Origin of the sequence: Priestia aryabhattai B8W22, from assembly GCF_000956595.1 — a bacterium.
GTDB lineage: Bacteria > Bacillota > Bacilli > Bacillales > Bacillaceae_H > Priestia > Priestia aryabhattai.
In genome coordinates this window covers 26,509-47,716 of the sequence record NZ_JYOO01000023.1, presented here as the reverse complement: position 1 = coordinate 47,716, position 21,208 = coordinate 26,509, and the positions used below count along the sequence as shown (strand labels likewise).

At 39.0% G+C, this 21,208-nt stretch carries 22 protein-coding genes and 1 pseudogene; 2 read left to right on the top strand and 21 right to left on the bottom strand.

Going from position 1 to position 21,208, the window contains the following annotated elements; all coding sequences use genetic code 11:
* Nucleotides 1-2 precede the first annotated feature (2 nt).
* On the top strand, nucleotides 3-650 hold the full coding sequence (locus N178_RS27625; protein WP_237758517.1) for a hypothetical protein: 648 nt from the start codon (nucleotides 3-5) through the stop codon (nucleotides 648-650).
* Nucleotides 651-685: 35 nt separating this feature from the next.
* Here the strand turns inward: N178_RS27625 and N178_RS17660 are convergent, their stop codons facing one another.
* From N178_RS17660 to N178_RS17575, 19 genes and pseudogenes are all read right to left on the bottom strand, one after another.
* Nucleotides 686-1,186, bottom strand: a complete 501-nt coding sequence (locus N178_RS17660; RefSeq protein WP_045293841.1) for a YpoC family protein — start codon at nucleotides 1,184-1,186, stop codon at nucleotides 686-688.
* Nucleotides 1,173-1,844, bottom strand: coding sequence for an endonuclease III (gene nth, locus N178_RS17655; protein WP_028414079.1), 672 nt, complete (start codon nucleotides 1,842-1,844; stop codon nucleotides 1,173-1,175). Before nth ends, N178_RS17660 begins: the two co-directional genes overlap by 14 nt.
* Nucleotides 1,845-1,984: 140 nt before the next feature.
* Nucleotides 1,985-2,692, bottom strand: a complete 708-nt coding sequence (locus tag N178_RS17650; RefSeq protein ID WP_045293840.1) for a DnaD domain-containing protein — start codon at nucleotides 2,690-2,692, stop codon at nucleotides 1,985-1,987.
* A 335-nt stretch (nucleotides 2,693-3,027) separates the two neighbouring features.
* Complete coding sequence (asnS, locus tag N178_RS17645) at nucleotides 3,028-4,320, bottom strand: asparagine--tRNA ligase (protein WP_045293839.1); 1,293 nt, start codon at nucleotides 4,318-4,320, stop codon at nucleotides 3,028-3,030.
* 155 nt (nucleotides 4,321-4,475) lie between these two features.
* Nucleotides 4,476-5,659: pseudogene (locus tag N178_RS17640) on the bottom strand (pyridoxal phosphate-dependent aminotransferase).
* A 133-nt stretch (nucleotides 5,660-5,792) separates the two neighbouring features.
* Nucleotides 5,793-6,281: a cell wall elongation regulator TseB-like domain-containing protein gene (locus tag N178_RS17635; protein WP_045293838.1), complete on the bottom strand. Its 489-nt coding sequence runs from the start codon at nucleotides 6,279-6,281 to the stop codon at nucleotides 5,793-5,795.
* An 11-nt stretch (nucleotides 6,282-6,292) separates the two neighbouring features.
* Entirely contained in the window at nucleotides 6,293-6,463 is a 171-nt protein-coding gene (locus N178_RS26105; RefSeq protein ID WP_013056102.1) for a YpmA family protein, read from the bottom strand.
* 188 nt (nucleotides 6,464-6,651) lie between these two features.
* Nucleotides 6,652-7,449 (bottom strand): ComEC/Rec2 family competence protein, encoded by a 798-nt coding sequence (locus tag N178_RS17630; RefSeq protein WP_045293837.1) that lies wholly within the window; start codon nucleotides 7,447-7,449, stop codon nucleotides 6,652-6,654.
* A gap of 88 nt (nucleotides 7,450-7,537) precedes the next feature.
* On the bottom strand, nucleotides 7,538-10,339 hold the full coding sequence (gene dinG / locus N178_RS17625) for an ATP-dependent DNA helicase DinG (RefSeq protein WP_045293836.1): 2,802 nt from the start codon (nucleotides 10,337-10,339) through the stop codon (nucleotides 7,538-7,540).
* Nucleotides 10,340-10,541: 202 nt separating this feature from the next.
* A complete protein-coding gene (gene panD, locus N178_RS17620; RefSeq protein ID WP_045293835.1) occupies nucleotides 10,542-10,925 on the bottom strand; it encodes an aspartate 1-decarboxylase in 384 nt (127 codons plus the stop codon).
* On the bottom strand, nucleotides 10,926-11,783 hold the full coding sequence (gene panC / locus N178_RS17615) for a pantoate--beta-alanine ligase (protein WP_045293834.1): 858 nt from the start codon (nucleotides 11,781-11,783) through the stop codon (nucleotides 10,926-10,928).
* Nucleotide 11,784: 1 nt separating this feature from the next.
* Complete coding sequence (gene panB / locus N178_RS17610; protein WP_045293833.1) at nucleotides 11,785-12,618, bottom strand: 3-methyl-2-oxobutanoate hydroxymethyltransferase; 834 nt, start codon at nucleotides 12,616-12,618, stop codon at nucleotides 11,785-11,787.
* 272 nt (nucleotides 12,619-12,890) lie between these two features.
* Nucleotides 12,891-13,880: a bifunctional biotin--[acetyl-CoA-carboxylase] synthetase/biotin operon repressor gene (locus N178_RS17605; protein WP_013056096.1), complete on the bottom strand. Its 990-nt coding sequence runs from the start codon at nucleotides 13,878-13,880 to the stop codon at nucleotides 12,891-12,893.
* Complete coding sequence (locus tag N178_RS17600; protein ID WP_045293832.1) at nucleotides 13,865-15,058, bottom strand: CCA tRNA nucleotidyltransferase; 1,194 nt, start codon at nucleotides 15,056-15,058, stop codon at nucleotides 13,865-13,867. The genes N178_RS17605 and N178_RS17600 overlap by 16 nt, the downstream gene beginning before the upstream one ends.
* Before the next feature lie 15 nt (nucleotides 15,059-15,073).
* Nucleotides 15,074-16,201, bottom strand: coding sequence for an N-acetyl-alpha-D-glucosaminyl L-malate synthase BshA (gene bshA / locus N178_RS17595; RefSeq protein WP_013056094.1), 1,128 nt, complete (start codon nucleotides 16,199-16,201; stop codon nucleotides 15,074-15,076).
* The gene (bshB1, locus tag N178_RS17590; RefSeq protein ID WP_045293831.1) at nucleotides 16,202-16,912 is read right to left on the bottom strand and encodes a bacillithiol biosynthesis deacetylase BshB1; all 711 of its coding nucleotides are present in this window, start codon (nucleotides 16,910-16,912) and stop codon (nucleotides 16,202-16,204) included.
* A gap of 10 nt (nucleotides 16,913-16,922) precedes the next feature.
* On the bottom strand, nucleotides 16,923-17,321 hold the full coding sequence (mgsA, locus tag N178_RS17585) for a methylglyoxal synthase (protein ID WP_013056092.1): 399 nt from the start codon (nucleotides 17,319-17,321) through the stop codon (nucleotides 16,923-16,925).
* Between the two features lie 12 nt (nucleotides 17,322-17,333).
* A complete protein-coding gene (gene dapB, locus N178_RS17580; protein ID WP_045293830.1) occupies nucleotides 17,334-18,134 on the bottom strand; it encodes a 4-hydroxy-tetrahydrodipicolinate reductase in 801 nt (266 codons plus the stop codon).
* Nucleotides 18,135-18,147: 13 nt separating this feature from the next.
* Nucleotides 18,148-18,477, bottom strand: coding sequence for a nucleotide pyrophosphohydrolase (locus N178_RS17575; protein ID WP_013056090.1), 330 nt, complete (start codon nucleotides 18,475-18,477; stop codon nucleotides 18,148-18,150).
* Between the two features lie 312 nt (nucleotides 18,478-18,789).
* Here N178_RS17575 and N178_RS17570 point away from each other — a divergent pair, with 312 nt between their 5' ends.
* On the top strand, nucleotides 18,790-19,656 hold the full coding sequence (locus N178_RS17570; RefSeq protein WP_013082317.1) for a YitT family protein: 867 nt from the start codon (nucleotides 18,790-18,792) through the stop codon (nucleotides 19,654-19,656).
* Nucleotides 19,657-19,686: 30 nt separating this feature from the next.
* Here the strand turns inward: N178_RS17570 and N178_RS17565 are convergent, their stop codons facing one another.
* Nucleotides 19,687-20,364: a zinc metallopeptidase gene (locus tag N178_RS17565; protein ID WP_045293829.1), complete on the bottom strand. Its 678-nt coding sequence runs from the start codon at nucleotides 20,362-20,364 to the stop codon at nucleotides 19,687-19,689.
* 64 nt (nucleotides 20,365-20,428) lie between these two features.
* A complete protein-coding gene (locus N178_RS17560; protein WP_045293828.1) occupies nucleotides 20,429-21,205 on the bottom strand; it encodes a sporulation protein YpjB in 777 nt (258 codons plus the stop codon).
* Nucleotides 21,206-21,208: the final 3 nt, after the last annotated feature.

The following is a 21,208-nucleotide window of genomic DNA, read 5'->3' as shown; positions in this document are numbered from 1 at the left end:
ATGTGAAGCCAAAAATTACTGCTTCGTATAGCGGAGGAGCAATTTCAGTTAACTGGTCAGCGTCAAACGCAGCCAGTGATACGACCTTTACAGTCACAATGTCCTCTCCTAACGGTTCCGAACAACTCGCATCTGGCGCAGGAGCCGGTGGAAAGACAATTTCCAACCCAGCACCAGGCGCAACGTATAGTTTCACCGTAACAACAAATACGGGCGAAAGCGCTAGTTCTTCTGTAAAAGTCCCTGATTCATCAGATCAAGCTACCGAAGATGATTCTACTAAGCCTGAAGATGACGGAACAACGGACGATAATCAAAATGAAGACAATAGCAACACTGATCAAAACAACGGCTCTGATCAAGGTGACGATTCATCTACTCAGCCGGATGATAACCAAAACAGCAATAATGGCAGCAATAGCAGCGGTAGCAATAGCGGCAATACCGATAATAACAATAACGATAGCGGCAATGCTAACGATGGTAATAACGGCAACAACAATAATAACGGAGGCGCAACAACTCCTCCAGCAGACAACGGTGGAAGTGACTCAGGAAGTCAAACACCACAAACTCCTGCTACACCATCTACACCATCGACGCCGTCAACACCTGCTACACCGCAGCAAGAGCCAACAACTGAAAATTAACGTAGCAGTAAAAAGCCCCTACACGTGTAGGGGCTTTATTTCTTGTGAAGAATAAGCATTTTTGCATATTGCTTACGCAGCTCATTAAATAATTCTGTCAGCTGAATATACGCTTGATAAGAAGAAACTCGCTGCAGCAAAAACAGAAGCCTCTCAGCACAGTTAATAGGCTTATAGGTTAGGTTCGCTATGTCTTCTTGCAGCCGATTTAAACGCCGAACGGGTTGTCCATTAATCCAAAACAGTAAACTAATATACATAGCAGCAGCTTGTTTCATACAAGGCGCTGCTTCTTTTGCTTTTCGCTGAGAAAAAAGCGTATACAGTTCTTCCCTTTGAGTTTCCCACTTTTCAAAAAATGGCAGTATGTTCTTTTGAACATCACTCCAAGGTGTTTTCGTTTCTTTATGTACATCGTATAAAATATCATAAGCAAAATAATTTCTTCCATTTTTTACATCTGTTTCAAGAACCCGATCTTCTTTTGAATAAAATGGTTCGCATATGAAATGTGACGGTACTTCAATCGGTAACATCTGTCTTCTTCTCTTTTCCTTTCATTCGTTTCTTTCCTTCTCGGCAAAGATCAAGAAGCGGGCAGACATGACATTGAGGAGACTGTGCTTTACAGTGATAGCGTCCAAAAAAGATAAGTCGATGATGCGTAACGGACCATTCATCTTTCGGAATTTTTCTCATCAGCGTTTTTTCTACTTCCAAAACGGAATCTTTCCACCTGCAAATTCCAAGGCGTTTACTTACACGTTCTACATGCGTATCTACTGCTATTGACGGTACTCCAAAAGCTACGGATACAACAACATTAGCCGTCTTACGCCCTACTCCTGGAAGATTGGTAAGCTCATCACGATCTTTTGGAACTTCTCCTCCGTATTCATCAATGAGCATACGGCAGAGCTTTTGAATATTTTTAGCTTTGTTCCTATATAACCCGATTGATCTAATATCTTGCTGCAGCTCTTCTAACGAAACGGCTAAATAGTCTTCAGGCGTTTGATATTTCTTGAATAAATCCGCTGTTACGCGGTTGACTAAAGCATCTGTGCACTGAGCAGATAGCGCCACGGCAATGACTAAATCAAAGGGATTCCGATGATTTAACTCACAGTGGGCGTCAGGAAACATTTCTGCCATAGCATCTAGGCACTGTCTGATTTGTTTTAACGTTAACATACTAGTTCTCCTTCTTCTTACAGGTAGTTCCCTCCTATTTTACAATAGGGTTCCTGTCAAATGCTACTTTTGTCCATACTCTTTTAAAAAAGCTGCTTCAAGATTCAATTACTTGGATCTTGAAGCAGCTTTTTATCCTGTCATTGCTCTAGCCAATTAAAAAAAGGAATGGCTGATGTAGACTGAGAAGGGTTAACAGAAGATAGTTTTTTGGGCTGTTGATTTTGACGAAATTTTTGGCTATGCTTGCGGGCTTGATCAATGGTCTGAATGCCGTTTTTCTTCCATTCAAATAAAATACGATCAATATACCGGAAGTTTAATTTTCCAGACATCACCGACTCTCTTAGCGCCGCTTTAATAATAATTGGATCATGATGATCTTGATCAATCCACATCGCTAGCGTTTCGCATTCAAACGGAGACAATGCTCTGCCAAACTCTTTTTCAAACATTGTATATAAATTAAGCTCTTCTTGTTCTTCTTCGCTTTTTTCTACTTCTCTTGTTTCGTGCATCATATGATGAATAAGCTTTTCCCAAAGCGGTTTTAATGAATAACGTTCACAAATAAGGGCGTTTTGCTGTTGATCTTGCTCAATAGATAAAAAGCCGCGCTGAATTAATGCTCGCAGCGTATCCATACAGACAGCACTTGAAATACTCATTTTTGCCGCCAATTCATTAGGTGTCGGGAAACCTTCACCGCCTTCAATGGAAACATAAATATGCATTAACGTCATGAATTCCGTTTCGTTCATTCCCAAATCGCTATAGTGATTAAACAGCAGCTTCGGAATTGAAACTGTGCCTTGTTCAAACCATTCAATTAACGTTTCTTTTTTCATATCCGAACACCTCAGTAGTTAGTATATCATGAAGTTTATAGTCAAAGTAATAATTATTCGAAGCTAAAAAAGCTTCTATGTAAAACTTTCCGCTGAAACCGTACCATTGCTCTGCACATATAAAATATATACGAACGATGACTTCCTTCCAAGAATATTACACTAACTTATTTTTTCGAGAATTGCAACTCCCTTTTAAGTTAGACTCTCTTCTATGTTTGCCTTTGTTTCCTTGTGATATAAGTAAAAGCCTCGTTTTTCTTTTCTTTTTATGATTCATAAAAAAAGCTAAAAAAGTATCCTGACTATAAAAGTCAGAATACTTTTTCACTTCCTTACGGGTATAAACGGTTTAATAAGCGTGGGAATGGAATCGTTTCACGAACGTGTTCTACGCCGCTAATCCATGCTACCGTACGCTCAAGGCCTAAACCAAATCCTGAATGTGGAACTGAGCCATACTTACGAAGCTCTAAATACCACTTATACGTTTCTGTATCTAATTTGTGCTCTTCTACACGCTGAGCTAAAAGCTCTTGATCATGAATACGTTCAGAGCCTCCAATGATTTCTCCGTAGCCTTCTGGTGCGATTAAGTCTGCACATAATACTACGTCTTCATTTGTTGGATCTGGCTGCATATAAAATGGTTTTAATGACGTTGGATAGTGTGTAATGAATACCGGCTTGTCATAGCTTTCTGCGATAGCCGTTTCATGCGGTGCTCCAAAGTCATCTCCCCACTGAATGTCTGTAAATCCTTTTTCATGTAAGAATTTAAGAGCCTCATCGTACGAGATACGAGGGAATGGCGCTTTAATTTGTTCTAACTTAGATGTATCACGGCCTAGTACATTTAACTCTAACTTACAGTTTGTTAAAACAGACTGTACGACATGAGACACATACTCTTCCTGTACTTTCAAGTTATCTTCGAATTGGTAGAAAGCCATCTCTGGTTCAATCATCCAAAACTCAATTAAATGACGGCGTGTTTTAGATTTTTCAGCGCGGAACGTTGGACCGAATGAAAATACTTTTCCAAGCGCCATTGCCGCTGCTTCCATATAAAGCTGTCCACTTTGTGAAAGATATGCATCTTCGTCAAAATATTTCGTGTGGAATAATTCTGTTGTTCCTTCAGGAGCACTTCCTGTTAGGATTGGAGGATCTACTTTTGTAAACCCGTTTTCGTTAAAGAATTCATACGTTGCACGAATAATTTCGTTACGAACTTTCATAACAGCATGTTGACGTTTAGAACGCAGCCATAAATGACGGTTATCCATTAAGAACTCTGTTCCATGTTCTTTTGGCGTAATTGGATAATCAACAGCTTCATGAATAACTTCAAGGCTTGTAACTGTTAACTCATAGCCAAACGGTGAGCGCTCATCTTCACGTACCACACCTGTTACATATAGTGATGATTCTTGCGTCATAGATTTAGCTAATTTAAAAGTTTCTTCTTCTACTTCAGCTTTTACAACTACTCCTTGCATGAATCCTGATCCATCGCGCAGCTGTAAAAAGGCGATTTTACCACTTGAACGTTTATTCGCTAACCAAGCACCAATTGTTACTTCTTTTCCTACATGCTTGCTTGCTTCTGAAATCGTAATTTTCACGATTAATATCCCTCCAAAAAACTTACATTTCGTAATTATGTATGCCATCCTATTATACATTTCGACAAACATAATAACAAGTAACAAACAAAAAGAGCCTTCTAACACGTGTGATTTGTGCTAAAAGGCTCTTTTTTTAAAAAATATAATCTTTTTTATTTCATATGACGAGTCATGAATGATTGAATTCGTTCCAATGCCTTTTCTAGCAGATCTAGTGATGTAGCATAAGAAAGACGTACGTTTTCAGGTGAACCGAATCCTGATCCAGGAACTAGGGCTACCTTCTCTTCTTCTAAAATAGCTTCTACCCATGCATCAACTGTATCAAAACCAGTTAATTTTGCAGCTTCAATTGCATTAGGGAATAAGTAGAAAGCACCTTGTGGTTTTAAGCATGAGAACCCTGGAATGTTAATCAGCTTTTCATGAATTACGTTTAGACGCTCTTCAAAAGCTTGTCGCATCATTTCCACCGGCTCCTGAGTGCCGTTATAAGCAGCAATTGTTGCATATTGAGCAATAGATGTTGGATTTGACGTGCTGTGACTCGCTAGGTTTGTCATCGCTTTAATAACTGTAGCATCACCAGCCGCATATCCAATGCGCCAGCCCGTCATGGAATGTGACTTAGAAACACCGTTAATGATAATTGTTTTTCTTTTAACGCTGGTGAAAGCTGTGCAATCGATACATGTTCATTTTGACCATACACAAGCTTTTCATAAATTTCATCTGATACGATAAAAATGTCGTGCTTCAAGCAAACTTCTCCTAAAGCTTGAAGCTCTTCTCTTGTGTAAATCATACCTGTTGGGTTGCTTGGTGAATTGATAATAACAGCTTTGGTTTTAGCAGTAATAGCCGCTTCTAATTGTTCAGGTGTGATTTTAAATTCGTTATTTTCAGAACCTTCAACGAATACTGGTGCACCTTCTGCTAACTTTACTTGCTCAGGATAACTTACCCAGTAAGGAGTTGGGATAATCACTTCGTCACCTTCGTCTAACAGAACTTGAAATAACGTATACAGTGCGTGCTTAGCACCTGTACAAACAATAATTTCAGAAGGTGAATACGTCAGGCCTTGATCGCGTTTGAATTTTTCAATTACCGCTTCTTTTAATGGTGCAAGGCCGCCTGCTGGCGTATATTTTGTCTGACCATCATTCATTGCTGTAACAGCCGCTTCTAAAATGTGCTGCGGCGTATTAAAATCAGGTTCCCCTGCTCCAAGTCCAATCACATCATGACCAGCCGCTTTCAATTCTTTCGCTTTTGCTGTAATCGCTAATGTTGATGATGGCGTTAATGCTGATACACGTTTTGCTAACTTCACTAAAATCTCCCCCTATGAACTAAAGCTATAATCAGCCCGCGGGCTGATTATAGATAAAAAGTTGGCTTCATTTTCATAAAGCGCTGAAATCTTATATTATGACACATATGGTATTTCATATGGTATAAACGATTTATGATTGAGATAAGCTGTATCGTTTTATAAATTCACCGCTAGAGAAATCAAGATAATAGTATGTTAAATGTTTCTTATCTTTATCCACATATGTTACTTCCCACAGCGGCTTTTTATTTTCAATGCCTAGGCGCACCGACTTAATTTCCTGCGGGTTTTTATCATTTTTCACAATGGAAATGGCTTTCTCTTTTGTGATCCCGCTGCTTGCTTTCTTTAAAACAGCTGTTTGTTTTTTGCTTTTAGGCATCCAAGCAATTACCTTTTGATTGCTTCGGTTTGTACCTTCTACTACATAAAATGCATGATTGCCGAAATATGGCTGGGTGCTTGTGACAGATTTCAAATTAAATTCTTTTTTTGCTTGGGATGCTGCTTTTTCCTCAGCAGAATGAACATCCTTCACGGACGAGTGATAAATGCTAAAAGAAATGCCCCCGATAATTAAAAGCACAGCAGTTACCGCTACAATAATTAACTTTTTCATAAAATCCCTACTTATGTACGATAAATTGTAAATACAGCTTTGCTTTGATCTTCTTCATCTAACGCTAATCCGAACATCAAATCTTGCTTTTTTAACGTGCGATTCAAACTATCAACAATTTTATATAAATCCGAGGAATTTTCCACGCGGACAGTTGATAATACTTCAATCCTGCTTTCCATTGTAACCCTCCTAGCTCGTCTATCACGACGCAAAAATGACGATATCCGTATTATAACAGGTATCAAAAACCATCGTCATCTTTTTCACTCAGCAATCCAGTCTGTACGTTTTGCGTAAAAACCGAATAAATAAGTAAACATATATAATATTATAAGGAATTTACCTCTTTTTGCAAAAGGAAATTTGTTTATTTTGCAGAAAATTTCATCACATCATAGGATTTTAGCGACATTTTAATAGAGTAAGCGCTCCCCTCCCTTACGTCATATATTTCAATCCATTCAGCCGTTAAATTTGAAAGTAGCTGTCCGGAATAAGAACGGTCTGGTTTAGTGAACATAACCGCAAGCTGTGTGTTTAATTGCTTCAAAAATGCATTCGAAAAAAAGGCTCCTTCTCCAAAATTAGGAACTTTCAATACAGCTACATCGGTAAGAGGAATACGCAAAAACTTTTCTTCTACTTCATTTGAGCTGCTCATTGCATATAGAATCCGATGTTCTCCGATCGTGAATAATAGATCCATAGCAGCTGTTTTTTGCTTCGATGCGTGCAAGACATCAACGTGTATATTATCTGTTAACTGAAATAAATCATTTTCTTTCCACTTCTCTGTTTGAAATTCCGCCTGATACTGAGCGGGGGCAATAATACGCTCTATATGATAATCGTTCACAGCTCGCTGAACATTTGAATTATAGTACTTTTGCTGTTTCGTAATTATTAATTGGTTGATTTTTTTTACTTTATATCGCTGCAGCCACTTCTTTAGCTCGGGATAGGAAGATGCACTTCCGGTATTTATCAAAATGGTCTCATCGCTTCCGTCTTGAATCAGACTTGCTTCTCCAGCTGAAAGAGGTAGAAAGGTGATCACTATTTCATCAGCTTGTAAACCAAAATCTACGTTTTGAATGACGGCTGCTGAAACCGAATAGTTCATAAAACCAAAAAACAGTACAGCACTTATCAACATTTTAATCATACACTGTCCTCATTTGCTTATCATAGTATATTACTATCGTCTCTCAAGTGAAGAAACAGTATGCATAAAAAAAGACTTAAGCGTCTGCTCAAGTCTTTTCATTCCACCATTCTTTGTAGTCCAGTAAGATATTCGAAAACGTTTTTTGAACAACTTGGACTTTTGGAAGCGAGTGAAGGAAATGGTATCCATATGCTGTTCGCGTAATACGATTATCAAAAATAAATATAGCTCCTCGGTCACTTTTTGAACGAATCAACCGTCCAAATCCTTGTTTAAAACGGATAACGGCCTGAGGAAGTGAATAATTCATAAAAGGACTTTTCCCTTCTTTTTTCATCTGCTCAAATTTAGCTGTCAGCAGAGGTTGATTTGGAGATGAAAAAGGAAGTCTGACTATTACGAGACATGATAATAAATCTCCTGGCAGATCAATTCCTTCCCACAGGCTGTTTGTACCTAAAAGAATGGAATGCTCAAACTGGCTGAAGTCTTTTAACAGTCTATTACGATTTCTAGTTGTGACTCCTTGACCGAGCAGGACGAACTCTTCAAGATCGTTTAACTCTTTTAAATAACCATACGTAGCTTTCAACATGTCATATGAAGTAAAAAGCACCAGCATACGACCATTTGTTACTTTGGCTACGTCAAGAATACTTTCTGCCATCATAGCGCTATACTCATATAATGATACTTCGTTAACAGCAGGCATATCTTGAGGAATATAGACTTTAGCTTGCTTCTCATAATCAAACTCGGAAGGAAGAATAAGTTGAGCAGGCTGAAAGTCATATAACCCTAGCTCTTGAATTAAATAATCAAATGTTCCATTCACCGTCAATGTAGCCGAAGTTAAAATAACGCTTTGTTTCTTGGCAAAAAATTCATCAGCCAGCGTATCGGCAATGGAAGTAGGCTGACTATAGATATACGTAGCATTTGCTGCTCCTTTTGGTTCAATCTCAAACCACGTTACGTGATTACTCTGCTGTTTGAACAAAAGCTTTTCTATTTGCTGAGATATATGCTCAAACCCTTTAACAGCCGTTTGAAATTCATGAAGAGATGACTGTTCATTTTTTGTGGCTTTGTCATATAGATCGTTAAAGGAATGTCTTGCCCCATCATTCCATGTAAAAAGATCGTGAATTAAAAAACGAATGCGCGACGCTGCTTCTTGAATAGCCGTCCAGTAATGCCCATGCTCTTTTTCCACTTTATACCGATAGCTGCTTCTTCCAATCTCACCCTGCTGATTGCCCGTTCTTTTTTGAACAAAAGAATGAATCAAACGAAATAAGTCATCGCACTCAGAATGAAGCTGCACAAACAAATTTTGAAGAAATTCAGTGTTAAGCTCGATGCTATATTTTACAAGCGTATGATGAACTTTTTTTAACAGCCCTTTGTCTTGAATGGTTCCGATTCGGTTTAATAGCGCATGAACCGCAAAATAATCTAAGCGCTCTCCCAGTTCTTCTCCGGCAATGTCTTCTAAGTGATGAGCCTCGTCAATAATAATCTGTTTATAATCAGGTAGCAGCTCATGATTACTCATTACATCCATCAACAGCAAGCGATGATTTGTCACTACTATATGGGCATTTTGCGCTCTGTTCTGCGCTCGTTCATAAAAAGAATAAAGTTTCCAAGGATGCTTAAAGTCACTTGGAGACGGATTGCTTTCATTTAGCTGCTCCCAAAAAAGTTTGCCTCCAGAAGGCAGGTTTATTTCATCGCTGTCGCCCGTTTCCGTTTCCGTCAGCCAAATAAGCAGCTTCGCTTTTGTGAGGATCGCATCGTAATTATTATTGCGCTCTTTTAAGAGCTGAATAAATTTTCTTATACTAATGTAATGTTCTCTTCCTTTTAAAACAGCTGCTGTAACAGGAAACGGAACAATCTTTTCTAGAATGGGCACATCTTTTTCGATGATTTGCTGCTGAAGCGTTACCGTGTTAGTTGAGATAATGACTGGGTGGTGATGAACAGAAGCATAAAACACGGCAGGAACTAAATAAGCGTAGGTTTTACCGATACCGGTCCCGGCTTCAATTAAAGCATGCTCGTTACCTGCAAAGCACTCTTGTACAAAGTTCATCATCTCCCACTGCCCTTTTCGTTCTTCAAACAATGGCAGAGCCTGATGGAACAGCTTTTGCTTTTCAGTTTCAAATATTTCGTAAGTATGAGAGTGCTGCTTTTCATTAGCTGAATGCGGCTGATATTTGTTTAGCGCAATGCCATGTATAAATTCATAAGAATCATCCTCGGCATAACTTTTATCATCTATAACTTGTTGAATCAGTTCTCCAATTTCACTTTTAAAGTGTAAGCTTAGCGCGTATAGCTGCTTCAAGGTTGTTAAAGGGAGCTTCTTTAATTTTTCAATTAGTAAAAGTAAAATACGTGCCGTTACTTCTGCATCACTATCTGCTTGATGAGGGTTTTCATGTTCAATATGTAAATACTCAGCTAATTGGCTAAGTTTGTACCCATCAACTGTAGGCAGCAGAATCCGGGCCAGTTCGACGGTATCTACGGTTGAATTATAAAGCGTCTCCATCCCGCACTGATAGAGTTCTTCTTGTAAAAAAGTTAAATCAAATGCCACATTATGTGCAACAAAATAAGCATCATCTAGCAATTCTATAATTTTAGGTGAAATTTCTTCAAATAAAGGCGCATCTTTCACCATATCATTTTGAATGTTAGTTAGTTGTGTAATAAAAGGCGGAATATCCATACCAGGATTTAAAAAACTAGAAAAACGTTCAACAATTTTGCCGTCTTCTACTATGACAGCAGCAAATTGAATCATTTTATCTCCTTGTTTTGGAGAATGTCCCGTCGTTTCAAGATCTACCACAACAAAGCGTTTATTCACGGTCAACACCTCGCAAGTCTGTCTTTTTATAGTATAAAGTGAAAGCCTGCTCTATATGCTTTAAAAGCGCAACTCCTTCTCGTGAAAAACAGAGAGGCTTTCATACATAGAAGTTTTACTTTAGTGTGTATAGAGGTTTATACCGTTCACTTACTAGCGTATGTATTCAAATAAAAATCCCCCTCATAAAGGGGGACTGTTCTTATAGAATTGTACCAGCTGGTTCTTGTTTAAGCAATTGTTGGATTTTATTCTGCTCATTCATAATCGCTACGGTTGGATGATGGTGAGCTACTTCTTCATTTGCTACGAGCGCATAAGAGATAATGATGACGATATCTCCAGGCTGCACGAGTCTTGCAGCGGCTCCATTTAAACAAACTACGCCGCTCCCTCGTTCGCCGGGAATCACGTACGTTTCCAAGCGAGCTCCGTTATTATTATTTACAATTTGGACTTTTTCGTTTGCTACGATTCCTACTGCGTCGATGATATCTTCATCAATGGTGATGCTGCCAACATAATTTAAGTTGGCTTCAGTTACATGAGCTCTGTGTATTTTAGCGTTCATCATCGTGCGAAACATTTAGTTATCCTCCTGTACGTCTACAATTACATTATCAATTAAACGAGCCTTAGAGAATTGAACGGCTAAAGCGATAATGATTTTTCCAGCAGCTTGCTTAATCGTTTTTAGCTCTGGATACGTATAAACCTCGATATAATCCACTTTACCGCTCGTATGTTGCTCAATTTCTTTTCGAATGGTCTGTTTAATGATTTCTACTTGCTTCTCTCCGCTTCCAAGAAGCTGCTGGGCGCTTTGTAAACTCTTAAATAAAACAGGTGCCTCTTCTCTTTCTTTATCTGTTAAATATACGTTACGAGAACTTTTAGCTAATCCATCCGCTTCTCTCACCGTATCTACTGCTCTAAGCTCCACGGGAAAATTAAAGTCTTCAATTAAACCATCTACTACAGCGACTTGCTGTGCATCTTTTTTACCAAAGTATGCACGATCTGGTGTTACAATGTGAAAAAGCTTTGTTAGTACCGTGGCTACTCCGTCAAAATGACCGGGGCGCTTCTGTCCACACAATACGTCTACACGATCCGTCACTGTTATAGCTACTGAACGGCTTGACTTATACATTTCCTCTACCGAAGGATAAAATAAATAGTCAACGTTAGCTTCTTTTGCCACGCGCTCATCGCGCTCAAAATCTCTTGGATACGTATCAAAATCTTCATTTGGTCCAAATTGAGTCGGGTTCACAAAAATACTTAGCGCCACTACTTCATTTTCTGTGCGAGCTGCTCCAAGCAGAGTAGCATGGCCTGCATGCAAATAGCCCATCGTCGGGACAAATCCAATTGAACGTCCAAGCCGCTTTTCTTTTTTCATCTCCTGCTGCATGTCTTTAATTGTTGTAATGACTTTCATCTTATTTCCCTCCGTACAGTGCCGTTAACTGCTCTTCTTTCATTGAAAATGTATGTGCTTCTTTCGGAAACTCTCTTTTTTTCACTTCACTTACATACTGAGAAAGCCCCTGTAAAATAGGCTCATTTATTTTCGCAAATGACTGAACAAATTTTGGCACACGCTCGACTCCGTACGTTAATACATCGTGGTATACAAGTACTTGACCATCCGTGTCAGCCCCTGCTCCAATTCCGATTGTTGGAATGCTCAAGCGTTCAGCTACTTGTTTTGCTACTTGTTTAGGAACACATTCTAATACAACAGCAATAGCTCCTGCCTGCTCACACTTGATCGCGTCTTGGATTAGCTGTTTGGCTTCTTTCGCTTCTTTTCCCTGCACTTTATAACCGCCCAGGACACCGACAGACTGAGGAGTTAACCCGAGATGTGCAACAACCGGAATACCAGCTTGCGTCAATTCTGAAATTGTATAAAGAACATCCTTTGCACCTTCTACTTTTAAAGCATGAGCTCCGCTTTCCTGCATAATACGAGCAGCATTTTTCATCGTGTCTTCTTTCGACACGTGATAGGACATAAATGGCATGTCGGTGACGATAAATGTATCAGCAGCCCCTCTTTTAACCGCTTTTGTATGATGAATCATATCATCTACCGTTACAGGAATCGTAGAGTCATATCCTAAAACGACCATTCCTAGAGAATCGCCTACTAAAATCATGTCTACGCCTGCTTCCTCAGCGTACTTAGCTGACGGATAATCGTACGCAGTCAGCATCACAATTGGTTCATGGTTCTGTTTCATACGTAAAAAATCTAATTTTGTTTTCACTAACTTTCTCCTCCTTCTCAGAGGAGATGAGCGCACGTCTGCATACAAAAAGTCCTTCTACCTATAAAAGGAAGAAGGACTTTGACAGACTTCATCTATAAAAAGCACACTTTACCTAATGTGCTTACCTACGCGTCATCCCTCTGTCCTAGTCCTTAATGGATCAAGGCAGATTTATTGTCGTATTAAAAATAAACAAACGAGTATCAAGTGAAGTTCTTGCGATACTACCTTGATACTCGTATTATAATAAAAATTTCTTTATTTTTCTACTATTTTTTAGCAGAGAGCTCAATATCTGCAGAATGAATTCGGTGTATAACTCCTTCATCATCTTCAATTAATAAAACGCCTTCATCTGTTATACCTTTTGCAAAGCCTTCAATGTTGGCTGTCATCGTGCGTGCTATAATTCGCTTTCCAATACTGATCGCATACGTTTCCCAAAGAACTTTAATTAAACCAAAGCCATTTTTTAAGTATTCTTCATAAAGGGTTTCTAACTTTAAGAAAAACGCTTGCATCAAAGCCGCACGATTAATTTCTTCACCTTTTTCAATACGTAAAGATGTGGCAATGTGTTTGATTTGTTCATTAAAATCCGTTTCCTGCTGATTCACATTGATGCCGATTCCAATGATGACCGAATGAATCCGGTCAAAATCAGCCTGCATTTCTGTTAAAATCCCAACTAGCTTCTTCCCATTTAATAAAACATCATTAGGCCATTTAATGTCTGGAGAAAGGTTCGTCACTTCTTGAATGGCCTGTACAACAGCCACTGCTGATAGCAGAGTCAGCTGAGGAGCCTGCTGCGGAGGAATAGAAGGACGCAGTATAATACTCATCCAGGCACCAGTATATTTTGGGGAATACCACGCTCTATCAAGTCTTCCTCTCCCTGCCGTTTGCTCTTCAGCAACTACGACCGTTCCTTCTTTGGCTCCTTCTTGAGCAATTCGATGAGCAATTTTTTGAGTAGAATGCACGCTTTCCTCATAATGAATATACTGACCGATTTTTGTTGTTTGAAGCCCTAATAAAAGCTCGTTGCTGCTTACTTTGTTCGGCTTCCCAACAATGCGATAGCCTTTTTTACGAACAGCTTCAAGTTCATAGCCGTCTTTTCGCAGCTCTTCGATATGCTTCCATACAGCTGTTCTTGAACAGCCTAATAAATCGCTGATCTTTTGTCCGGACACATAGTCTCCATCTGCGTTCGTAAACATTTCAAGCAGCGTTCTTCTTATATCTGACTGCAAGACTGCACCCACTTTCTTATTGAAGATTTTGTGTTCATTAACTCATTGTATAAAACTTTCTCTTCAATTTCTTTTAACAGTTGAGACACCCATGGACCGCCCTTTTTACCTGTCCATACTAAAAGATCTTGGCCGTTTATATCTAAATCTTTTAAAGAATGAATAGGCAGCTCGCTATAGATGTAAAGAAGCTCATGTTCATTCATATACTCATTGCTTCGAAGAAGTTGTAAAATACGATTCACGCTCACGCTCGCCTGCTCTCCAATTGTATACATGATGCGTTTTGACCATCCATTTTCCAAAACGTCTCGAAGGCCAATAGACTGAAGCTGAATATCTTTAATTTGCTTATTAGATAATTTCCAGATTTTAAAAAATGCCTGCTTGTCTTGAATGTCGAGCAGATGTACAAGAAGTGTCCATGACTCCGATACTCGCTGAAGCATCATCCAATCGTGTGCACAAACAGATCGGAATTTTTGCGGATCTACATTCAATTGAGGCAAGTAGCGATACAGCTCCGTATCTGCTACAAGTGCTAATGCTAAAGACGGGCGCTTTCCGCTCAGCATTTTTTCGAATTCAACTGTAATGCGTTCAATAGAAACATGCCTCAGCAGTTCACCGTATTGCTGAATGGCTCTTTTAGTTTGATCAGACAGCGAAAACGCCAGCTGACTGACAAAGCGAACGGCTCTCATCATACGAAGAGCATCTTCATGAAAGCGTTCTTTAGCATTTCCGACAGTACGAATTAACTGGTTTCGCAAATCTTCTCTTCCATTAAATGGATCAATAATTTCTCCCTTTGCATTCATAGCCATTGCATTGATTGTAAAATCTCGACGCTGCAAATCTTCTATCAGAGACGAAATAAACGTAACGGACGAGGGACGACGAAAATCATCATATTCTCCCTCAGAGCGAAAAGTGGTTACCTCATAGGTCTCGTTCTCATGGACAACGACAACCGTACCATGCTCGATTCCTACATGAATCGTCTTAGGAAAGAGTTCCATCACTTGTTCAGGCCTAGCTGACGTAGCGATATCAATATCTCCAATCGTCCGATTTAAAATGAGATCCCGGACCGCTCCTCCAACAAAATACGCTTCGTAACCGGCTGTCTCCAGTTTTTCAATAATATAAAGCGGATGAATGAACGGTTCTTTCATAACTTCCTCCATTCTTCAACCCTGTACCAATTTATAATAAAGTTTTTCATATTGACTCACAATCTCTGTTGAATGAAATTTATGATTAACTGCGCTTAGAGACGCTTCCCTCATTTGGTGATGCAGCTGTTCATTTTCAAGTAGCTGAATTGCTTTGCTCGCTGCCTCTTCGACATCTCCCACTTCGCAAATATATCCTGTTTTTTCGTGTTCAATTACTTCGGGAATTCCGCCTATATTTGTTCCGATGCATGGAACACCACAAGCCATAGCTTCTAAAAGTACAAGCCCAAAGCTTTCTTTTTCAGATAATAACAGTTTTAAATCGCTAATCGAATATAATTCTGCTACATTTTCTTGTTTCCCCAGAAATAACACAGAATCTTGAAGATTTAGCTCTCTTACTAATTGAGACACAACCGTCATTTCAGGGCCGTCTCCTACAAGCAGCAGCTTAGACTGAAGCTTTTTATTAATAATAGCAAATGTTTTGACTATATCTGTAACTCGTTTGACTTGACGAAAGTTTGAAATATGAATAACGACTTTTTCATTTTCTAATATGCCGTACTCCGCTTTTAAATACTGCACTTCTTTTTTATGATAAACTCGTTCATCAATAAAATTATACATCGTTTCAATTTCTTTATCTGGACTAATTAAATGGTGAGTTTGATCAACAAGTGACTGAGATACAGCCGTCACTGCATCTGATTTCTCAATTCCAAATTTAATTAAATCTTTTAACGATGGATCCTCTCCTAGAACCGTAATATCTGTCCCATGAAGAGTCGTCACAATTTTCACTTCGTGCTCTACCATTTGTTTAGCTAAAATCCCGCAAACGGCATGGGGGATTGCATAGTGCGTATGAATAATGTCAAGCTTTTCTCTTTTAGCCACTTCAGCCATTTTACTGGATAAAGCCAGATCATACGGAGGGTATTTAAAGACGGAGTACTGATTTACATCTACTTCGTGAAAATAAATATTTGGATATACTTTCGTCAATCTAAAAGGCATGCTAGAGGAAATAAAATGAATTTCGTGCCCCTTTTCAGCCAGCAGCTTCCCTAGCTCCGTTGCTACCACTCCTGAACCTCCAACGGAAGCATAACATGTAATACCAATTTTTAACTTCATTTATTTTCCACCTACTAAATCGTCGTACATCAAAATCGGTTTTTTAGATAAAAAACCTTCACCGTATGCTACCCCGACTTCTTTGCCAAATAATCGCTCTCTGCTCTCTACCGTTTCAATATATCCGTTTACCAGCGGCGTATCAAACGTATCTGCTGTTTTTATAAATTGACTTTCATAAGCCTCTAGACTAGCTACTTTCTTTTGAAACGTGCTTGATACATCTACGATAAAATCTGGCTTATGAAATCCATTTATCATATAGAAATAAAGAGACTCAGCACGATGAGCTTTTTGCTTTTTATCATCGATATAATTTTTAACGCCAGCAGAAAACACGGCCTCTTCTACAAGTTTTGCACAATTTCCATGATCAGGATGACGATCTTCAAAGTAAGGAGCAAATATAATCCTTGGTTGATACGTGCGAATGACTGATGCAATTTCAGCTATATACTCTGCCTTTAAAACCAAACCTCTGTCTGGCAAATTCAGATGGATTCGCTCATGAACACCTAAGACATCAGCTGCTTTAAACGCTTCTTGTTTTCGAATTTCAACCGTTCCATTTGAAGAAAGTTCAGCTTGCGTCAAATCACAAATAACTACCTTCAAACCTTGTTCACTCATTCTTGCAATGGTTCCACCCATGCCGATTTCTACGTCATCGGCATGGGCACCAAAGGCAAGGACATCTATTGTTTCTTTCATTATCTTCACCCTATTTTTTTATAATTGAACGCCAATGCAAATCGCCTCGTTCAAGTCCATGAATTAAAATCTCTGCTGTTCCCATATTCGTTGCAAGAGGAACCGCATATACGTCGCATAGGCGCATTAGAGCTGAAATATCAGGTTCATGAGGCTGAGCTGTTAACGGATCGCGGAAAAAAATAACCATATCCATTTCATTTTGAGCAATTAAAGCTCCTATCTCCTGATCTCCTCCAAGCGGCCCTGATTGAAAGCGGTGAACCTTCAAACCTGTTGCTTCTGAAATACGCGTTCCTGTTGTTCCTGTTGCGAACAGCGAATGTTCCTGTAAAATCGCTTGATAGGCTGTTGTGAATTGTACCATATCATTTTTCTTTTTATCATGTGCAATTAAGGCGATTTTCATTTTTCTCGCTCCTTAGTCAATAATATTTTCTAACCCATATACAAGTGTGTCTACGTTCATAACTGTGTCAACAGCTAGCTTCACACCTGACATAAAAGAAGCGCGGTTGTATGAATCATGACGGATTTTTAATGTTTGTCCAAATCCTCCGAACATCACTTCTTGGTGAGCTATCAGTCCCGGCAGGCGTACGCTATGTAGACGGATTCCTTCATAATCTGCACCTCGCGCCCCTTCTAGCAGTTCTTTTTCATCAGGATGACCCTGTTTTTTCACTTCACGAACTTCACTGATCAGCTCCGCTGTTTTTAAGCCTGTTCCTGATGGTGCATCTAACTTTTGATCATGATGCATTTCAATAATCTCTACATCATCAAAGTATTTAGCTGCCATTTGTGAAAACTTCATCATTAAAATAGCGCCAATCGCAAAATTAGGTGCAATGATACACCCAAGCTCCTTCTCTTCAGCAAGCTGCTTTAATTCTTTTAAATCTTCTTCTGAAAAGCCAGTTGTTCCTACAACAGGTCTTACTCCATATGTTAGGGCTGTTTTAGTATGAACGCGTCCAATTTCAGGTGTTGTCAAATCAACTAAAACATCTGCCTTAACGTCTTGAAAACATTTTTCAATATCAGTGTAGATTGGTGCTTGTACATTTGGCATTCCTTCAATATCACTTATGTATTTTCCTTCATTGATACGATCCACCGCTGCTACTAATTCAAAATGCTCTGTTTCTTCTATTAATAATACGGCTTCTTTTCCCATACGACCTCTTGGTCCTGCAAGTACAATTCGAATTTTGTCCATTCTTTTTCTCTCCTTAGTCTTCTTTTTTCGTCCAGCGATCTTTGTCACGCGTATTAAATTTATTCATAACGCGATCATGCGCTTCTTGTAAATCAATATTTAATGAATTTGCAAAGCAAATTAATACAAATAAAATGTCGCCCATTTCTTCTTCGACCGTACGTTCTGCTTCAGTCGTTTTCTTCGGCTTTTCACCATAATAGTGGTTAATTTCACGCGATAATTCGCCCACTTCTTCCGACATTCGCGCAAGCATAGCAAGAGGACTAAAATATCCTTCTTTAAATTGGCTAATATATGCATCAACTTCTTGCTGCATTTGCTCCATCGTTTTTTTTGACATCTTTTTATTTCACCTCTTTTAGAAGTACACTCAGCTTACTATTATAACATCTTTACTTCAAATTATTTAGTGTAATTACTTCTTCTTACCAAGCCTTTGTCAGGTGCGCTTTCACAATATTCCTCACGTTTTCCTTAATTCTCAAAAATCTGTCTATATTTTACGAATTGAGGATACTACTAATACATAGCACTAGAAGAAACATCATCACTTTTTACTATTTTCAAAAATCTTTTCGATAGTTATTTACGAAATGAAATATATTCCTTTATGATAAGGTAGTGCAAAAACGGTCATAGGAGGTTTGTAAGTATGAAAGGACTCAGATTAAAAAATATTATTTTTATACTGCTTGGTGCTGCCATATTTGCGTTTGGACTTGTTAATTTTAACATGCAAAACAATTTAGCTGAAGGTGGATTCACAGGCATTACCCTGCTTTTATTTTTCTTATTTAACATTGATCCCTCTTATTCCAACTTAGTGTTAAATATCCCTTTGTTTTTTGTAGGGTGGAAACTATTAGGGAGAACAGCCTTTATTTATACCATGCTCGGAGTTGTTAGCTTATCGCTATTTTTATGGATATTCCAGCGCTTTCCGGTGAATATGCCCCTGCGTCATGATATGACTCTAGCAGCTCTTTTTGCCGGTGTTTTTATTGGAGTGGGTCTTGGCATTATTTTCAGGTTTGGAGGAACAACAGGAGGAGTCGATATCATCGCACGTGTTGTTCAAAAATATATCGGGTGGAATATGGGGAAAACGATGTTTCTTTTTGACTTTATTGTGATTAGTGCGTCTCTCATTTATTTATCCTACCGAGAAGCTATGTATACGCTTGTTGCAGTCTTTGTCGCTGCACGGGTTATTGACTTTATGCAAGACGGTGCGTATGCCGCCAAAGGCGCAACCATCATTTCGAATCATAACGAAGCCATATCGGATAAAATTATGAAAGAAATGGATCGAGGCGTGACGATTTTAAAAGGACAAGGTTCTTTTTCTAAGCAAGATACCAACGTGCTATACTGCGTTGTTAGTAAAAATGAAATTTTTCGTTTAAAGCAAGTTATTACTTCTGTAGATCCACACGCCTTCGTTGCGGTTACCGATGTTCATGATGTCTTAGGCGAAGGATTTACCCTTGATGAAAATAAAAAACCGCTTGAAAGATAAAAAAATACCGCTGATGCGGTTATTTTTTTATTAGTCGTCGTTATTCATTCCTGTATAAATCATAATTAAACGAACCAACTCAAGAACTGCTACTGCTGCGGCTGCTACGTATGTTAAAGCCGCTGCGTTAAGCACTTTGCGCGTCTCGCGCTCTTCGTCATTTCGAATCGCTCCGACTGAGACGATTTGCGTCATCGCTCGGCTTGAAGCGTTAAATTCGACAGGCAGTGTTACAATTTGGAATACGACCGCTGCTGCCATGAAGATAATACCTAACAATAGCAATGGCTTAATCGACGCGATAATTCCAATCATAATTAAAATCCAAGAAGCGTTTGATCCAAGGCTTGCCACCGGTACAAGCGAGTGGCGAAGGCGTAAAAACGAATAGTTTTCTTTGTCTTGAATCGCGTGTCCCACTTCATGAGCCGCAACGGCAGCGCCTGCGACAGACGTTCCGTAATAGTTGTCTTCTGATAAACGAATGACTTTTGAACGAGGATCGTAGTGATCCGATAAAAATCCGCCTACAGGCTCTACGTGAACGTTGTACAATCCGTTTTCATCCAAAATTTTTCTTGCTACTTCTGCGCCTGTCATTCCTGATGAGTTGCTTACTTGTGAATATTTTTTGTAAGCGCTTCTCACCTTAAACTGTGCCCAAATTGGCACAAGGATAATAATGAGAAAATAAATCAAAAAGCTCATTTACCCACACCTTTCATTATGTGTTTGACTACTCTTTTATTTTAGACAATTCTGCGCTTTTACGTCAATCATTACGCCCTCTAGCTGACTTTCTTTTCTGGTCAGCGAAATATTTCCGCGCTCCTACATAAAAAAGTGTAGCAATAATAATACTTCCGGTGGTGATTGTAACCCAAATAAAAGACGGGTCCGTACGATTTTCTTTTACTTGTTCAAAAAAATCTTTCAAGTTTTGTTCCATTTGGTTAAACTGCTCATCGTTAATCTCACTTAGCGTTCCTTCACTTTGTAAAAAGTGAACGTCCGCGCTTACACGCTGTACGTAGGGAGACGAAACGTCTACCTGTGCGCTCGGTAAGATCATATCATATTCCTTTAAAAATTGCTTAAACTGCGCTTCATAAGCCGCTTGTTCTCCTTTTACCGCTTCATTTCGCATCTCTTTAAATGTTGCTAGCATACTGCCTTCGAGTTCAGTCCACATAGGCTGATGCTTGCTGTGCAGCGCATCGACTAATAATCGAAATTGAGTAGCTTTTTGAAGACGTTCTTCATCGCTGGAATCAGAAGATAAAAGAGACCTTTCTACCTGTTCATAACAAAGAGTTAAAATACGTATATCTTCGGCTGATACGCCCAAAGAAGCTGTATTGAGACTGGTAAATTCATTCGAAAAATTTCTGAACAAATGTTGGGCTGCTTTATACTCCTTTTGCTCTACAAGCGATAGCGTTTGATCAGATAAGTTATCAAGCTTTTCCCACTGCCCTTCAGCTGCATGTACAGTAGTCGTATATGCAAAGAAAAGTACGAGCAATATTCCTACTATTCTTCCTTTCATTCT

What these genes read in the sequence shown, in the direction of transcription:
- N178_RS17565 (WP_045293829.1), bottom strand. Translation starts at nt 20,364, where the DNA reads ATGAGCTTTTTGATTTATTTTCTCATTATTATCCTTGTGCCAATTTGG.
- N178_RS17575 (WP_013056090.1), bottom strand. Translation starts at nt 18,477, where the DNA reads ATGTCAAAAAAAACGATGGAGCAAATGCAGCAAGAAGTTGATGCATAT.
- mgsA (WP_013056092.1), bottom strand. Translation starts at nt 17,321, where the DNA reads ATGAAAATCGCCTTAATTGCACATGATAAAAAGAAAAATGATATGGTA.
- bshA (WP_013056094.1), bottom strand. Translation starts at nt 16,201, where the DNA reads ATGAAGTTAAAAATTGGTATTACATGTTATGCTTCCGTTGGAGGTTCA.
- nth (WP_028414079.1), bottom strand. Translation starts at nt 1,844, where the DNA reads ATGTTAACGTTAAAACAAATCAGACAGTGCCTAGATGCTATGGCAGAA.
- N178_RS17635 (WP_045293838.1), bottom strand. Translation starts at nt 6,281, where the DNA reads ATGAAAAAGTTAATTATTGTAGCGGTAACTGCTGTGCTTTTAATTATC.
- N178_RS17560 (WP_045293828.1), bottom strand. Translation starts at nt 21,205, where the DNA reads ATGAAAGGAAGAATAGTAGGAATATTGCTCGTACTTTTCTTTGCATAT.
- N178_RS26105 (WP_013056102.1), bottom strand. Translation starts at nt 6,463, where the DNA reads ATGGAAAGCAGGATTGAAGTATTATCAACTGTCCGCGTGGAAAATTCC.
- N178_RS17600 (WP_045293832.1), bottom strand. Translation starts at nt 15,058, where the DNA reads ATGAAAGAACCGTTCATTCATCCGCTTTATATTATTGAAAAACTGGAG.
- N178_RS17660 (WP_045293841.1), bottom strand. Translation starts at nt 1,186, where the DNA reads ATGTTACCGATTGAAGTACCGTCACATTTCATATGCGAACCATTTTAT.
- panD (WP_045293835.1), bottom strand. Translation starts at nt 10,925, where the DNA reads ATGTTTCGCACGATGATGAACGCTAAAATACACAGAGCTCATGTAACT.
- panC (WP_045293834.1), bottom strand. Translation starts at nt 11,783, where the DNA reads ATGAAAGTCATTACAACAATTAAAGACATGCAGCAGGAGATGAAAAAA.
- bshB1 (WP_045293831.1), bottom strand. Translation starts at nt 16,912, where the DNA reads ATGAAAGAAACAATAGATGTCCTTGCCTTTGGTGCCCATGCCGATGAC.
- N178_RS17630 (WP_045293837.1), bottom strand. Translation starts at nt 7,449, where the DNA reads ATGATTAAAATGTTGATAAGTGCTGTACTGTTTTTTGGTTTTATGAAC.
- N178_RS17570 (WP_013082317.1), top strand. Translation starts at nt 18,790, where the DNA reads ATGAAAGGACTCAGATTAAAAAATATTATTTTTATACTGCTTGGTGCT.
- N178_RS17650 (WP_045293840.1), bottom strand. Translation starts at nt 2,692, where the DNA reads ATGAAAAAAGAAACGTTAATTGAATGGTTTGAACAAGGCACAGTTTCA.
- dapB (WP_045293830.1), bottom strand. Translation starts at nt 18,134, where the DNA reads ATGGACAAAATTCGAATTGTACTTGCAGGACCAAGAGGTCGTATGGGA.